Here is a 14340-nt window from a genome sequence, read left to right as displayed (position 1 = left end):
CTCCGGCCCCTTGGGGCGGAGCGAAGCATACATGACAGCCCATTGCAAAATGAAAAGCCAACCGCGCGGTCGAATTTGTTACGCGGCGTGGAGGTGTATGCGAGACCCGATCCTGTCCGGGGAACGACGTCGTCCTTCGACCAGGGCGCACGCGAAGGTGGGGGAGAAAAAGTCTTCTGAAAGACTTTTTCCTACGATCGCCCTTCGCGCAGCCAGGCGAGCGTTGCCAGTCCCGCCGCCAGAAGCAGGAACATCCACGCGGGCACCAGGGAAGTCACGCGCACATCCGCCGTCAGGTAAGCATTGCGCGGCGTCCATCCGATCCACCCACGCCCAGCAGCCGCGCGCCCCTCGCGCACCTGCCGCAGGTCCGGAGCGCCGTCCTCCAGCGCGACCGATCCGCCACGGCGCGCTTCCACGGCAGAGGCTAACGGTGCGTCTGTGGCGATGGTCTCCACGAACTCCCGTGGCGCGGCGGGTCCCAAGCCGATAACGGCCTGACGCGCCCCTTCGGTCAAACGATAGAGACCCTGCATCTCCCCCACAAACCGAGCGGTGAAACGGCCCGGCGCCTCTTCGGTCAGGGGCAGCACTTGCTCCGTCCCGTCAGGACTGGTCACCGTCACGGTCTCTGGCGCATCGCCCAGGGTTCTTCGGGTGACCGTAACCTCTTGGCCGATGGCGGCGGCGATCAGGGCTTCCTCTTCCAACTCAGGCTCGGCCATCAACCAATGGGCCAGTCGCCGCAGCAACTCCGCCTGGGGGCCACCGCCCTCGTATCCCCGGTCCCAAAGCCAGACGTGGTCCGACCCGAGCAAGGCCACCCGCCCAGCCTTGACACGGTCCAGTATCAGCAGGGGCTCCGCCTCCACCCCGGTCATGACCACATCCGCCTGATCCCCAGCGGCCAATTGGATCTGCCGGAACCAACGGCCCCAGGGCGCCCCGTCCAGGCCATAGCCATCGGGCAGCCCTTCGGTCACCGGGTGTTTGGCGCCCAGGTCAGAGACGGTCGGTGTATAGGGCTCCTCCATGACGATGGCCGTCGGCTCCCCGGGCAAAATCGGCGCGAGGGGAGAGCGATAGATGCTGTCTGCGCTGGCAAAATCCGGGCCAGCCGCCACCAAAAGCGCGCCGCCGCGATCCACGTAGCTGCGCACGTTTTCCAGATAGATCGACGGCAGGATCCCGCGTCGCTGGTAGCGGTCAAAGATGATCAGGTCGAACTCATCGATCTTATCGAAGAACAGCTCCCGCGTGGGGAAAGCGATCAGGGACAACTCGTCTTGGCGCACCCCATCCTGTTTGCCGGGCGGGCGCAGAATGGTGAAATGCACCAGATCCACGGAACTGTCTGCCTTGAGCAGGTTGCGCCAAGTCCGCTGACCGGGATGCGGCTCGCCTGAAACGAGCAGAACCTGCAAACGGTCGCGCACCCCGTTGATCTGGATGACGGCGGCGTTGTTACGATCGGTCAACTCGCCCTCGGCCTGGGGCACCCGAAATTCGATCACATTCAAACCGCCATGGGGCAGCGTAACGGGAAGGTCCAGGTCTTCGCCCACGGGGATGAGATAGGCCCGGGGCTGGCCGCCATCGACGGCGATGATGACCTCGGCCTCTTCCCCCAGGGCGGCGGGCACGGCGCCCTGATCCTCGATCCGCAGGGTGATCGTGAACTCCTCATCCAGGATGGCGAAGGCGGGGGCGTTCGAGACGATCAACCGCCGGTCCCAATCCGTGTCCCGTCCCGTGCGCAACAGGTGCAAAGGCGCGGGCAGATCAGGCGCAAGGTCCGCATCGTGGATTTGCCCGTCTGAGATCACGACGGCACCCGCCACCCGGTCGCGCGGCACCTCGGCCAGGAGGGCCGAGAGCGCCGTCATCACCTGAGTTCCACCATCGCCCTCGGCATCGCCCACGCGGGTGACGCGCAGGTCTAGGCCATCGGCCTCTGCCTGCTGGGTCAGGTCGGCCAAAGCGGCCTCCGTCTGGGCGGGCCGATCCGACAGACCCTGGCTCGCGCTTTCATCCACAGCCAGCAGCAGGATGTCGGACAAAGGCTCCCGCTCCTCGGTCTGCAAGGAGGGGTCCGCCAGCGCCAGGGCCAGCGCCACCACCGACAGCGCGCGCAGCCACCAGCCGGGCAACCCGCGCAAAGCCGCAAGCACGCAAAGCACCAGGGCCACGCCCGCCAGACCAAAGATCAGCCACAGCGGAAACATCGGGTCGAAGAGGATCTCGCGCGCCATGTCAGTTCCCCAACCGGTCCAGCAGGGCGGGCACATGCACCTGATCGGATTTGTAGTTCCCAGACAGCACGTGCATCACCAGATTGACGCCAAAGCGGTAGGCGATCTCGCGCTGTTGTTCGCCTGCAAACCCGCGCCCCACCGGCAACATAGGCCGCCCTGAGGCATCGACCGCCCAAGCCGCCGCCCAATCGTTGGCGCCAATCACAACGGGCGTAACACCATCGTTTAAGTTACGGAACGGCATCCCCTCAACCTGCTCGACATTGGGGCTGGCCTCGACCCAGATGTCACGGGAATTGTAGCGACCGGGAAAGTCCTGCAGCAGGTAGAAACTGCGCGTCATGACGTGGTCGGCGGGCAGCGGCTCCAACGGCGGAATGTCGAGCGGCGCGGCCATGTCCCGCAGGCGCGTGGCCGCGGGCGAGGTCGTGCCAAAGCCGCCGATGTCCGCATCCCGCGTGTCGAACACGATCATGCCACCGCCGCGTAGGTATCGGTTCAGCTTGGCATAGGCCTCCGACGAGGGCAGCGGCTGGCTTTGGGCCACGGGCCAATAGAGCAGCGGGTAAAAGGCCAACTCATCGGCTTCCAGATCGACGGGGCGCGGCGGTTCCGGCTCGACCGAGGTGCGGCGGGTCAGCACGTCGGACAGACCGCGAAGGCCCGCCTCTGAGACCTCATCAACCCGCGCATCCCCCGTCACCACGTAAGCCAGCGCCACCTCGGTCGGGACATTCGGACCCTCCTGAGCCTGCGCAGGCTGCGGCTGCAGGAGCACGAGGGGCAGCAACAACCCAACGGCAACGCCGCGCCGCAGACGCCCCCCCAACCAAAGCGATGCCAGGATGTCGAGCGTCAGGAGTATCATAGCCGCAGCCAGCAGATAGGGCATCAGATCGGTTTCCTCCTGCTGGGTCAAACCCTCCACGGGTGTTGTCGCGGGCCAGGTGGCCGGGGCCAATTCGGCATCGCGGCCTAGCACATTGATGGCCAGGGATTGGGCTGGCCCCTCATAGACACCGGGCGGGACGTTGGGGCCGGGCATCGGGTCCACCAGGTCTTCGCCCGCCACTCCGGCCAGCGTCCCCGCCTCGCGCGCGGTGCCGAAGCCGTCGAGCACGATGCGCGGCACCCAGGTGGTGCCCGCCAGGTCTTCCTCGGAGGGCGCTACGGGTCGGGTCGAGACGGCCAGCCGCTCCAACATCTGCACGAACAATCCCGACAACGGCAGGGACGACCATTCGGCATTGGCTGTGACATGAAACAGCACAACCTGCCCCTGCCCCATGGCCTTGCGCGTCACCAGGGGCGTGCCATCGGCCAGGGCCGCGATGGAGCGTTCGGCCAAGCTCGGGTCCGGTTGCGCCATGACTTGGGACGTGACCGCGACCTCATCGGACACGGCCAGACCAAAGAACGGGCTATCCTCACCGAAGGGGCGCAACTGCTTCGGTTCGCCCCAACTCAGCGCGCCGCCGACCGTCCGCCCGCCCGAGCGCAGGCGCACTGGCATCAGCGGGTCCTCTTCGGTCCGCGCCAGATCAGAGGCGGCGACCTGCGGCCCGGCGAAGCGCAGCAGCAAGCCGCCCTCTTCGACCCATTCGGTCACCTGTTCCGCCTCAGACGGCGACAATTGCGCCACATCGGCAAACACGAGGACGTCGGGCGCGGCGGGCAGGACCGTCTCCAAATCGCCCTCGATCAGGTCGGTCGTCGTCTCCAGCGCGCGGCGCAGATAATAGAGCGGCGATAGCAGGTCCTGCGCCTCATCGGCGGCAGTTGTCAGCAGCGCCACTTGCCGCCGCGACAGGCTGTCGTCCGCCAGGGTCACCGCGCCCGCTGACCGTTGGGACGCGATCTCGAACCGCTGCACCCGGTTGCGTAGGTCGGGCGGCAGGGTCAAGGCGACCTCCGCCTCTGAGGCACCGGCATCGAAAGCAATCTCCGCCGTGGCCAGTTGCGTCAGCGCGCCATTCGGGGCCGGACCGATGACGTTCAGCGCCGCCGTCCGGGCGCCCGTATCGCCCAGGCGAAGCGCGCGCAGGGTGATCTCCCCATCTTCATAGATGGCGGGCGTCAACCCCAGAATCGGACGGTCGCCTTCAACCACACGGTCGGCGATGGCGGGGCGGTCACGCTCCAACCCGTCAGAGATCCAGACGACTTCGGCGCCTTGGGTGTCCAGGGCCTCTAGCCCCCCATAGTCCGGGGCCCAGGCACGGGGGGCGAGACCCGGCAAGCGCTCGATCCAGGCATTGGCGGATTGGAAGGGGATGTCCTCCGGCAGCGGATCGGTGAGCGGCAAGACAGCGGCCACACGTCCCGCCCGGGCGGCGTCGCGCAGGATTTCATCCACCCGCGCCATGCGGGCGGGCCAATCTCGGGCGCTGGCCCAGCTGGCGTCCATCACGATCAGAAGCGGGCCAGTCCCCGTGGCGCCGGTGCGCGGGTTCAACACCGGCCCGGAGAAGCCAATGATCGCAGCGGCCAGGGCAATGATCCGCAGGGCCAACAACCACCAGGGCGTGGTCGCCGTCTGGCTCTCGTCATCCTTAAGACCCAGCAGCAGGACGATCCCCGGAAACCGCCGCTTAATCGGTGCGGGCGGCACCGCGCGCAGCAGCCACCATAGGATCGGCAGGGCCACCAAAGCGGCCAGCAACAGCGGCGTGGTAAACGCGAGCGAGGCGAACAGACCGCTCACCGGCGCTTCTCCAACGCGGTATAGAGGGGCAGCAACGCCGTCTCAGCCGGACCATCCGTATGGTGGACCTGGAACCGCCAACCGGTGCGCGCGCAGAGGTCGCGCAGGGCTGCGCGGCGGTCCGCCAGACGGGCCAGGTAGTCTTCGCGCAGACGGTCGGCCTTGAGCGTCTCGAACCGGACCGCGCCGGACATGCTCTCGAAGACGGTGCGACCGTCGTAGGGGAAGGCCTCCTCTTCCGGATCGAGAACCTGCACCAACACCCCCGTCACGCCACGGTCGGCGGCGGAGGTCAGCGCCTCGGTCAGCGCCGCAGGTTCGGCCAAGAAGTCCGACAAGAACACTGCACGGCTGCCCATGGGCATCACTTGGGGGCGCGGGGTGCCGTAGTCTTCGCTGGCCTCGCCATCCATCAGCGCGTCGGCAATGCGGATCAACTGTCCCCGCCCGCCGCGCGGCGGCTCGGGCAGTTGCGCGAGGCCCGCACGCTCCCCGGCTTTGATCGTCAGAACCGCCAGAGCGAGGGCCAGCGTCTGCGCCCGGCGCAGTTTCGACGGACGGCCCTGCGCCGCAAACCGCATGGAGGCGGCATCATCGACCCAGAGCATGAGGCTCTGCGCGGCCTGCCACTCCGTCTCGCGCACGTAATGGCCGTCCCCTCGCGCCGATTGCCGCCAGTCGATGGACCGACGCGCATCACCCGGCTGCGCAGCGCGATACTGCCAAAAGTTATCGCCCGTGCCCGCCCGCTTGCGGCCATGTTCGCCGAGCAGGATCGTCGCGGCCAAGCGCTCCGCCCCCATCAGCAGCGCGGGCAGCCCGCCCGCCGCCGCCTCGGACCGGGCGCGCAGGGACGCGGGCGTATGGAGCGAGGCGTCCAACCGTCAGGCCGCCTTGTCGATGGCGGTGACTTGGCCAACGACCTCGGCGATGACGTCCTCCAACACGATGCCCTCGGCCCGCGCCGCGAAGGACAGGGCCATCCGGTGGGACAGGACCGGCGCGGCAAGGCGCGCCACATCGTCCACGCCGGGGGCCAGCCGCCCGTCCAGCAGGGCCTGAGCCCTTGCGAGCAGCATCAGCGCCTGGGCCGCGCGGGGACCGGGGCCCCAGGCCACATGCTTGCGCACCACATCGGGGGCATCGGACTCTCCGGGGCGGCACGCCCGCACAAGATCCAGGATCTTATCCACCACGCCATCGCCCACGGGCATTCGACGCACGACACCCTGGGCCGCGATCAGTGCCTCCGCATCGAACACCGGCTTGACCGCCGATTGCGCCGCACCCGTGGTCGCCAGGATGATCTCACGCTCAGTGGCGCGGTCCGGGTAGGCCACGTCGATCTTGACGAGGAACCGGTCAAGTTGCGCCTCGGGCAGGGGATAGGTCCCCTCCTGCTCGATGGGGTTTTGGGTCGCCAAAACGTGGAACGGCGCAGGCAGCTTGCGGGTCTGACCGGCGACGGTCACCTCCCGCTCCTGCATGGCTTGCAGCAGCGCAGATTGGGTGCGCGGGCTGGCGCGGTTGATCTCATCGGCCATCAAAAGCTGCGCGAAAATCGGCCCCTCGATGTAGCGAAAGGCCCGCGATCCGTCGGAGGCGGTCTCCAAAACCTCGGAGCCCAGGATATCGGCGGGCATCAGATCCGGCGTGAACTGAATGCGGTTTCCATTCAGGCCCATGACCGTGGACAGCGTCTCCACCAACAGGGTCTTGCCCAGCCCCGGCAAGCCCATCAGCAAGGCATGTCCCCCCGACAGCATCGCCGCCAGGGTCAAGTCAACCACCTGTTGCTGACCGATAATCTTGGTCCCGATCTCTGCCCGCGCCGCGCCCAGGCGGGTGCCCAAGGTCTCAATCTCGGTCAAAAGCGCATCCGCGTCCGCCTGCGTCCCAGTGCCCGTGGTATCCATGGTTGTTTTGCTCCCGCGCGGGTTATCTTGGGTCTATAGGTATCGCTGGATGACAGAAGGGCAAAGGGCAATGAGCGAACACCATACCGTGATCCCCTCGGCGACATCCCTCCTGACGGCGGCCAAGAATGCAGCGCAGGAGGGCAAACGGGGGGCAGCGCCGGTACATCTGTGGAACCCACCTTACTGCGGCGAGATCGATATTATCATCAAGCGAGACGGCACCTGGTTCCACGAAGGCACGCCCATCGGGCGGCCGGGTTTGGTCAAGCTGTTTTCCTCGATTCTGAAGCGCGAGGGGGACCGGACGTACCTGGTGACGCCGGTCGAAAAGGTCGGGATTCAGGTCGAGGACGCGCCCTTCGTCGCCGTGGATTTTGAGGTTGAGGACGGTGCGATCTCCTTCCTGACCAACGTGGATGAGACCGTGACCGCCGGGCCGGAGCACCCGATTCGCGTTGTCCTGGCCGAGGACGGAGAACCCGCGCCTTACGTGGAGGTCCGGGCGGGGCTAGAGGCCCTGATCGACCGCAAGTCTTTTTATAGACTGGTGGAGATCGGTGAGGAGGAGGGCGGTATGTTCGGTCTCCGCTCCAACGGGGTGTTCTTTCCGGTCATCGCGGCAGACGCGCTCCGGTAGACCGGACATGACCATGCTGTCATTGGCCGGATCTGGCGGTCACAGGCCAGACACCCGTCGGACAGCACGCCGCGTCTATTTCTTAACCATCCCTTAACCGTTCACCGGGACAACCCCCTGGCGCGCATATCTGGACTGGCGGATCCGACGGACCCCTTGGGGTCGACATGTCCGCAGGCCTGGGACGACCGGCCCCAAGCGGGGTCGGCTGCATGATCCGTTCGCCCCGGTGGGGCGCGGCGCCGATCCGGCTCGAACCACGAGATAACTCTGCCGAAAGCGTGCTGACCCTGTGCGCCGATGCAGCCTAGCCCGCGCGCTGCGGACCTGTCAGGCTGCGCCCATGATCCCTGCCCGCTTCGCCCCCGTCCTGTTTGGCTTCATCCTGTCTGGTCTCATGTCTTTGATCGTCTCCGGCATCGCGACACTGCGCGCGGCCGGGCTGATCGACGGCCTGTTCGGCCTGTGGATGGGCAACTGGCTCACCTCCTGGGCGGTGGCCTTTCCGACGGTGCTGGTGGTGGCGCCCGTCGCGCGGCGGCTCGTGGCGCGGGTCACGCAGCAAGGGTGAACACCGGGCATCGGCGCAGGCGCTCTGACGGAGCCCTACCTTCGGAACGGCGAGGGGCGCAGGCCCTGCGCAGCACTCTCCACCACGTCCGTGATGCGTTTTGCCCGCGTGGGCGCTGTCTTCGCGGTCTTGATCCATTCCAAAGTGCCCCGCGTCACGCTGCGGGGCCAAGCCTCCCAAACGGTCCGCAAATCGCCCAACGCCGCGGCAAGGTCATCGGGCACAACACCCGCCTCCACGTCATCAAGGAATGCCCACATGCCATTGGCCTCGGCGGCGGCGATCTTGGCCTCTCCGGCATCGGTCATGGCACCGGTAGCCCGCGCGTTGGCGACCAACTCTTTGTTCAGCGCCGACCAAGCGGAGGTCACCTTGCGCGGCGCGACCAAATGGGCCGACCGGTCGTCATCCACCCGCCGCACGACCGCATCGACCCATCCCCAACAGAGCAACTCCTCCACCGCCTCGATCCAGGGCAGATGGTCGGCATGGTGTTTCTTGTAAGTGGCGAGCCAAATGCCATCGACTTGTTCATGATGGTCGGCTAGCCAACGCCGCAATGCCGCGCGGCTTGCCACGGTGACCATCTCTCGATCGGTCATAGCTTGCGCCATTGGCCGGGGGCGAGGTTTGCAACCGTCCAGTCCCCGATGGACCATCGGATGAGGCGCAGCACGGGCAGGCCCACATGGGCACACATGCGGCGCACCTGACGGTTGCGCCCCTCAGTGATGGTCAGGCGCAGCCAAGCGTCCGGTACAGTCTTGCGCACCCGGACCGGCGGGTCACGGGGCCAGAGCCATTCGGGCGCAGGGACCTCCGCGACCCTGGCGGGTCTTGTCGGCCCGTCCTTCAGCGTCACGCCGCGCCTTAAAGCGTCTAGCGCTTCGGCGGTCGGTGTGCCTTCGACCAGAGCAAAGTACGTCTTGGGCATCTTCGCCTTGGGCGAGGCGATACGCGCCTGTTGCTGGCCGTCGTCCGTCAACAGCAGCAGCCCTTCGCTATCGCGGTCCAACCGTCCCGCCGCGTAGACGCCGGGGACGTCGATGTGGTGCTTTAGGCCCGGCCATTTCCCTTCGTCGGTAAACTGGCTCAGCACGTTCATTGGCTTGTTGAAGGCAATAAGCATCGCTCAGGCGGGCCGCCGCAACGCCTGCCAGACGAGGCCCGCGCCCAGCCCCGCGAAGATCGTGCCAAACAGGCGGTTCGTCCAACGACCCAGCGCCCCGAACACGCGCCCGGCAACGGGCGTCGCAAAGAGCACAGCGGTCAGGGCATGTTGCAGCGTGGCTTGCACCTGAGCGAAGACGACAATCGCCACCAGCAGCCAAGGCGACGCCCCCACGGGCACAACCGCCGCCAGGACCGCGCCGTGGAACAGCATGGCCTTTGGGTTCGTCAGGTTCACGGCAAGGCCGGTCCAGAATCCGCCCCGTGGCGCCTGGGCATCGGGGGTGGCGGCTACCGGCGCGCTGCGCCACGACCGCCAGCCGAGCCACATTAGATAGAGCCCGCCCGCGACCTTCAACCAAGTGAAGAGCGTGGGCAGCGTCTCGAAGATCAGGCCGACGCCCAGGACGGCAAGGCTGGCCCAGATCAGCCCACCCGCCGCGACCCCGCAACCGGTGATGATCCCGTGCCCCCGCCCACCGGACAGGGAGGCGGCGGCAACGATCAGCATGTTGGGACCGGGCGTCAGCCAGCCAAGGACGTTCACCAGTGCGACGGCGGCAAAGACGGGAATGAGTTCGATCATTTTGACCCCTCATCGGATGGGGAGAAGGCCACGCGCGGGACAAAACCGAAGGCGGCGACCCAAGCCAAAAGTCCGGTGGCGACCCCGAACGGCGCAAAGACCATAGCCATCCGAAACGCGCCGCCGAAGCCGCCTGAGAGGAGTAGCCCCCCAAGCCCCGCGACGGCCCCGCCTCCTACGGCGCCCCACCGCCAGGGGACGGTCGCGCGCCGCTGTGCCGCGTAGCGCGCGCCCAACAGGGCGGCGCCCGTTAGGGGCACCGCCGCGCCGATGCCGACACCAAAGGAGATGAGCAGGACCTGATCCCATTCGGGCAGACGCGGCGACAGGGCTGACGCTGCCGCCAAGATCAAGACCAACGCGCCGCCGACGCCAAGGGTGCAGGCAATCAGGCATCCCCGGATGACGGCGCGCGTATGCATTAATGCGCCTCGGCCCAGTTGGCGCCCTGCCCCGCATCCACGGTCAGGGGCACCGACAGGTCGACCACGGGGTGATGGGCACCCTCCATCACGTCACGGGCCCGCTCGATCAGGGTGTCGACGGCGTCGTCGGCCACCTCAAACAGCAGTTCGTCATGCACCTGCAGCAGCATCTTCGCGTCGATATCGGCGATGGCATCCTCCATCCGCACCATGGCGCGGCGGATGACGTCAGCCGCCGTCCCCTGGATCGGCGCGTTGATGGCCGCGCGTTTGGCAAAGCCCGCGCCCGGCCCCTTGGCGTTGATCTCGGGCGTGTGGATACGACGACCGAACAAGGTCTCGACCCGGTTGTGCTTTTTCGCGAAGGCCGTGGTGTCGTCCATGTAGGCGCGGATGCCGGGGAACCGCTCGAAATAGGTGTCGATGAAAGCCTGGGCCTCGGCGCGCGGGATGCGCAGGTTGCGGGCGAGGCCGAAACCAGAAATCCCGTAGATCACGCCGAAGTTGATGGCTTTGGCTTGGCGTCGCACGTCCGGCGTCATCTCCTCCAACGGGACGCCAAACATCTGGGACGCGGTAATCGCGTGGATGTCTTGGCCGTCCTTGAACGCCTGCTTGAGCGCATCGATCCCGGCAATATGCGCAAGAATCCGAAGTTCAATCTGTGAATAATCAAGGGCAACAATAACGCGGCCCTCCGGCGCGACAAAGGCCTCGCGGATGCGGCGCCCCTCTTCGCTGCGGACGGGGATGTTTTGCAGGTTCGGATCGGTCGAAGCGAGCCGCCCCGTGTTCGCGCCCGCGATGCTGTAGGAGGTATGCACCCGCCCCGTCTCCGGGTTGATGTGTTCCTGCAGCGCGTCCGTGTAGGTCGATTTCAACTTGCTGATCTGGCGCCAGTCCAGCACCAGACGCGGCAGCGTGTGTTCGGTCGCCAGATCCTCCAAAGCATCGGCGGAGGTGGACCATTTGCCCGCCTTGGTCTTTTTGCCACCGGGCAACCCCATGTCCCCGAAAAGAATTTCGCCGAGCTGACTGGGGGAGCCGACGTTGAAGGGCTTGCCCGCGGCGGCGTGGATCTCTTCCTCCAGCCCGGCCATCTTTTGGGCAAAGGCCCCGGACATGCGGCTGAGGACGTCGCGGTCGACCTTGATGCCCGCCATCTCCATCCGCGCGAGGACGGGGACGAGGGGCCGCTCCAGCGTCTCATAGACCTGGGTCACGCGGTTGGCGTGCAGGCGCGGCTTGAACAGGCGGTGCAGGCGCAGGGTGACGTCCGCATCCTCGGCGGCATAGGGTGCGGCCTTGTCGATCTCCACCTTGTCGAAAGTGATCTGGGATTTGCCGGTGCCGATCAGCTCCTTGATCGGGATCGGCTGGTGGTTGAGGTAGCGGTCCGACAGCGTGTCCATGCCGTGATTATGCAGGCCCGCGTTCTGGGCATAGGACAGCAGCATGGTGTCGTCGATGGGCGCGACATTGATATTCGATCTATTGAAGATCTTCCAATCGTATTTCATGTTTTGCCCGATCTTGAGGATACTCGGATCCTCCAGCATGGGCTTCAGCATTTCGAGCGCACGGTCCAGCGGCATCTGCCCCTCGGCCATCGTCTCCGCATCAAACAGGTCCCCGCCGCCCGCGCGGTGGGTCAGCGGCACGTAGCAGGCCACGCCCGGTTCCGTAGCCAGACAGACGCCCACCAAATCGGCGCGCATCTCATCGAGGCCCGTCGTTTCCGTGTCGACGGCCACCTGCCCGGCCTCGGTGATGCGGTCCAGCCAGACCTGCAACGCGGCCTCGTCGCGCACGATTTCATAGGTGGAGGCGTCGATGGGTACCTCTTCGGGCACCTCGGGCGCATCCGCTTGGGGCGCAACCTCGATCATGGCGGGGGGCTCAGCACCCAGCCGGTCGGCGATCTTGCGGGTGAGGGTCCGAAATTCCATCCGGTTGAGGAAATCCAGCAGGTCGTCGGCGACTGCATCGCGGATTTCCAGATCGTCGATGGTGAAGGTCAGGGGCGTTTCGCAGTCGAGTTGCACCAGGCGCTTGGACAGTTCGATCTGCGCGCGATGCTCGATCAGGGTCTGGCGGCGCTTGGGCTGCTTAATCTCTTCGGCGCGGTCCAGCAGCTCCTCCAGCGAGCCGTATTCGTTGATCAGTTGCGCGGCGGTCTTGATGCCGATGCCCGGCGCGCCGGGCACGTTGTCGACCGAATCCCCCGCCAGGGCCTGGACGTCCACGACGCCTTCGGGACCGACGCCGAATTTCTCCTGCACGCCCTCGGCATCAATCCGTTTGTTCTTCATCGGGTCGAGCATTTCGACCCCGCCGCCCACAAGCTGCATCAGGTCCTTGTCCGACGATAGGATGGTCACCCGCCCGCCTGCGTTGCGCGCCTGATGGGCCAGGGTCGCGATGATGTCGTCAGCTTCCCAGCCCTCCATCTCTTCGCAGGCGATGTTGAAAGCGCGCGTCGCCTCGCGGGTCAGGGGGATCTGGGGGCGTAGATCCTCGGGCATCTCGGAGCGGTTGGCCTTGTACTGATCGTACATGTCGTTGCGGAACGTGTGGCTGCCCTTGTCGAAGATCACGGCCACATGGGTCGCCGCATCCGCGCCCGCGTTCCCCTGCACGTAACGGTCGAGCATGTTGCAGAACCCGCTGACCGCCCCGATGGGCAGCCCGTCGGATTTGCGCGTGAGCGGCGGCAAAGCGTGGAAGGCGCGGAAGATGAAGGCCGAGCCGTCGATCAAATGCAGGTGGTGGCCTTTGCCGAAGGTCATGTCAGGCTCGCTTTCGGGGGGTATATGGCACGAGGTCGGGCATCGTGCGCTTCATGAAGGTATCGAACAGGGGCACGGTAAAGGCCGTCTCGCCGTGGCGCTGGGAATAGATCATGCCGGATTCGATCAGTTTGCGACGGGTGTTGGCAACCTGGCTGCTTTCGGTGCCCAGAGCGCGGGCTACATCGCCCGTCTGATGGGGACCGGGGCCCAATTCGGCCATGGCGCGCAGATACTGCTGCTCCGCCGCCGAGCAGCGGTCGAACCGCGTGCGGAAAAAGCTCTGGTCCAGGTCGGCGCGGATGGCGGGATGGGCGCGGATGACATCGTCCTCTGTGATCGGGCTGGCATCGGCCTCGTCCCACACGAACTTGCCCCAGCTTTGCAGAAAATAGGCATAGCCCTGGGTGTCGGCCACGATTCTCTCAAGGGCGGCGTCGGTAAAGGCCGCGCCCTCGGCCTCGACCGGGCGGGTCAACGCCTCGCGCGCCGCGTCCGGCGAGAGGGGGCCAACCTCGGGGTAGGTGAACAGCCGCTCGGCATAGGATTTCGCCTCGCCCGCAAGGGCCGCGATCTGCGGCAGGCCCGCGCCGATGAGCAGAAACCGCCCGCCCTGTTGTGCGGCCTCGTGGCAGGTGCGGGCCAGGGCGGCCAATTCCGGCTTCGAGAGGTACTGAACCTCGTCGATGAAAAGGCCGAGGGCGGTGCCCCGGTCGGCGGCCGCCTCCCAGACGGCGCGCATGAGGTCGGGCAGGTCCGCCTCCATGTTGCCGGAGCCTGCCGTCAGGCCATCCCCGTCCAGGCCCAGCGCGAAGCCCTGATAGCTGACCTTAAAGGCGGCGGCGAAGTTCGCCAGGTTGGCCCCCGCCTGACACAGGCGCGCACCCGCATCGCGGCGCCGGTCCAGGCGGCGTAGGACTGTATCCAGCATCGGGACGATCATGCGCGCCAAATGCCCCCCGGCGGCGTCGGGCACCTCCAACCGAACGGTCTCATAGCCCTTCGCCTTTGCCTCTTGATGCAGACGGTTCAGCAAGACGGTTTTGCCAACACCGCGGAGGCCTAGCAGGATCATGCTGTTGGCGTGGCGGCCCGCGATTTGACGGTCGAGCGCGATGTCGGCCGCTTCTAGAATAGGGTCGCGCCCCGCGAAAGCTGGAGGACGGGTTCCGGCGCCGGGCGCGAAGGGGTTGAGGCGCGGATCCATCGGACCTTATCCAGTTTACCCAGGTTTATCAGAATTCGGTAAACTCATATAAGATGGATAAGCTGCCCACAAGGCCG

General features: G+C 66.4%; 12 protein-coding genes. 2 read left to right on the top strand and 10 right to left on the bottom strand.

Annotation, left to right across the window (positions count from 1 at the left end; all coding sequences use genetic code 11):
- Positions 1-191: 191 nt before the first annotated feature.
- From K5R33_RS10605 to K5R33_RS10590, 4 genes are read right to left on the bottom strand one after another with little or no spacing between them, the layout of a single operon-like run.
- Positions 192-2252, bottom strand: a complete 2061-nt coding sequence (locus tag K5R33_RS10605; protein WP_220748995.1) for a hypothetical protein — start codon at positions 2250-2252, stop codon at positions 192-194.
- A 1-nt stretch (position 2253) separates the two neighbouring features.
- Positions 2254-4959, bottom strand: a complete 2706-nt coding sequence (locus K5R33_RS10600; protein WP_255576313.1) for a DUF4159 domain-containing protein — start codon at positions 4957-4959, stop codon at positions 2254-2256.
- Positions 4956-5840, bottom strand: coding sequence for a DUF58 domain-containing protein (locus K5R33_RS10595; protein WP_255576312.1), 885 nt, complete (start codon positions 5838-5840; stop codon positions 4956-4958). The genes K5R33_RS10600 and K5R33_RS10595 overlap by 4 nt, the downstream gene beginning before the upstream one ends.
- Before the next feature lie 3 nt (positions 5841-5843).
- Positions 5844-6875 (bottom strand): AAA family ATPase, encoded by a 1032-nt coding sequence (locus K5R33_RS10590; protein ID WP_220748994.1) that lies wholly within the window; start codon positions 6873-6875, stop codon positions 5844-5846.
- 70 nt (positions 6876-6945) lie between these two features.
- Here K5R33_RS10590 and K5R33_RS10585 point away from each other — a divergent pair, with 70 nt between their 5' ends.
- Positions 6946-7515 carry a DUF1285 domain-containing protein gene (locus K5R33_RS10585; protein WP_220748993.1) on the top strand — a complete coding sequence of 190 codons (570 nt, stop codon included), beginning with the start codon at positions 6946-6948 and terminating at the stop codon, positions 7513-7515.
- Positions 7516-7858: 343 nt separating this feature from the next.
- On the top strand, positions 7859-8086 hold the full coding sequence (locus K5R33_RS10580; protein WP_220748992.1) for a DUF2798 domain-containing protein: 228 nt from the start codon (positions 7859-7861) through the stop codon (positions 8084-8086).
- A 35-nt stretch (positions 8087-8121) separates the two neighbouring features.
- Here K5R33_RS10580 and K5R33_RS10575 read toward each other — a convergent pair whose 3' ends face one another.
- The 6 genes from K5R33_RS10575 to K5R33_RS10550 are packed head-to-tail and all read right to left on the bottom strand — an operon-like array spanning position 8122 to position 14263.
- Positions 8122-8688: a YdeI/OmpD-associated family protein gene (locus K5R33_RS10575; protein WP_220748991.1), complete on the bottom strand. Its 567-nt coding sequence runs from the start codon at positions 8686-8688 to the stop codon at positions 8122-8124.
- A complete protein-coding gene (locus K5R33_RS10570; protein ID WP_220748990.1) occupies positions 8685-9215 on the bottom strand; it encodes a pseudouridine synthase in 531 nt (176 codons plus the stop codon). The genes K5R33_RS10575 and K5R33_RS10570 overlap by 4 nt, the downstream gene beginning before the upstream one ends.
- A 3-nt stretch (positions 9216-9218) precedes the next feature.
- Complete coding sequence (locus K5R33_RS10565) at positions 9219-9842, bottom strand: LysE family translocator (RefSeq protein WP_220748989.1); 624 nt, start codon at positions 9840-9842, stop codon at positions 9219-9221.
- Positions 9839-10264, bottom strand: coding sequence for a hypothetical protein (locus tag K5R33_RS10560; protein WP_220748988.1), 426 nt, complete (start codon positions 10262-10264; stop codon positions 9839-9841). Before K5R33_RS10560 ends, K5R33_RS10565 begins: the two co-directional genes overlap by 4 nt.
- Complete coding sequence (gene polA / locus K5R33_RS10555) at positions 10264-13056, bottom strand: DNA polymerase I (protein ID WP_220748987.1); 2793 nt, start codon at positions 13054-13056, stop codon at positions 10264-10266. The genes K5R33_RS10560 and polA overlap by 1 nt, the downstream gene beginning before the upstream one ends.
- Position 13057: 1 nt before the next feature.
- Positions 13058-14263 carry an ATP-binding protein gene (locus K5R33_RS10550; protein ID WP_220748986.1) on the bottom strand — a complete coding sequence of 402 codons (1206 nt, stop codon included), beginning with the start codon at positions 14261-14263 and terminating at the stop codon, positions 13058-13060.
- Positions 14264-14340 lie beyond the last annotated feature (77 nt).

The organism is Jannaschia pagri (assembly GCF_019655435.1).
Taxonomy (GTDB): domain Bacteria; phylum Pseudomonadota; class Alphaproteobacteria; order Rhodobacterales; family Rhodobacteraceae; genus Jannaschia; species Jannaschia pagri.
This window is presented reverse-complemented; position numbering and strand designations above follow the sequence as displayed.

What these genes read in the sequence shown, in the direction of transcription:
- K5R33_RS10560 (WP_220748988.1), bottom strand. Translation starts at nt 10,264, where the DNA reads ATGCATACGCGCGCCGTCATCCGGGGATGCCTGATTGCCTGCACCCTT.
- K5R33_RS10605 (WP_220748995.1), bottom strand. Translation starts at nt 2,252, where the DNA reads ATGGCGCGCGAGATCCTCTTCGACCCGATGTTTCCGCTGTGGCTGATC.
- K5R33_RS10570 (WP_220748990.1), bottom strand. Translation starts at nt 9,215, where the DNA reads ATGCTTATTGCCTTCAACAAGCCAATGAACGTGCTGAGCCAGTTTACC.
- K5R33_RS10550 (WP_220748986.1), bottom strand. Translation starts at nt 14,263, where the DNA reads ATGGATCCGCGCCTCAACCCCTTCGCGCCCGGCGCCGGAACCCGTCCT.
- K5R33_RS10590 (WP_220748994.1), bottom strand. Translation starts at nt 6,875, where the DNA reads ATGGATACCACGGGCACTGGGACGCAGGCGGACGCGGATGCGCTTTTG.
- K5R33_RS10565 (WP_220748989.1), bottom strand. Translation starts at nt 9,842, where the DNA reads ATGATCGAACTCATTCCCGTCTTTGCCGCCGTCGCACTGGTGAACGTC.
- K5R33_RS10580 (WP_220748992.1), top strand. Translation starts at nt 7,859, where the DNA reads ATGATCCCTGCCCGCTTCGCCCCCGTCCTGTTTGGCTTCATCCTGTCT.
- K5R33_RS10585 (WP_220748993.1), top strand. Translation starts at nt 6,946, where the DNA reads ATGAGCGAACACCATACCGTGATCCCCTCGGCGACATCCCTCCTGACG.
- polA (WP_220748987.1), bottom strand. Translation starts at nt 13,056, where the DNA reads ATGACCTTCGGCAAAGGCCACCACCTGCATTTGATCGACGGCTCGGCC.
- K5R33_RS10575 (WP_220748991.1), bottom strand. Translation starts at nt 8,688, where the DNA reads ATGACCGATCGAGAGATGGTCACCGTGGCAAGCCGCGCGGCATTGCGG.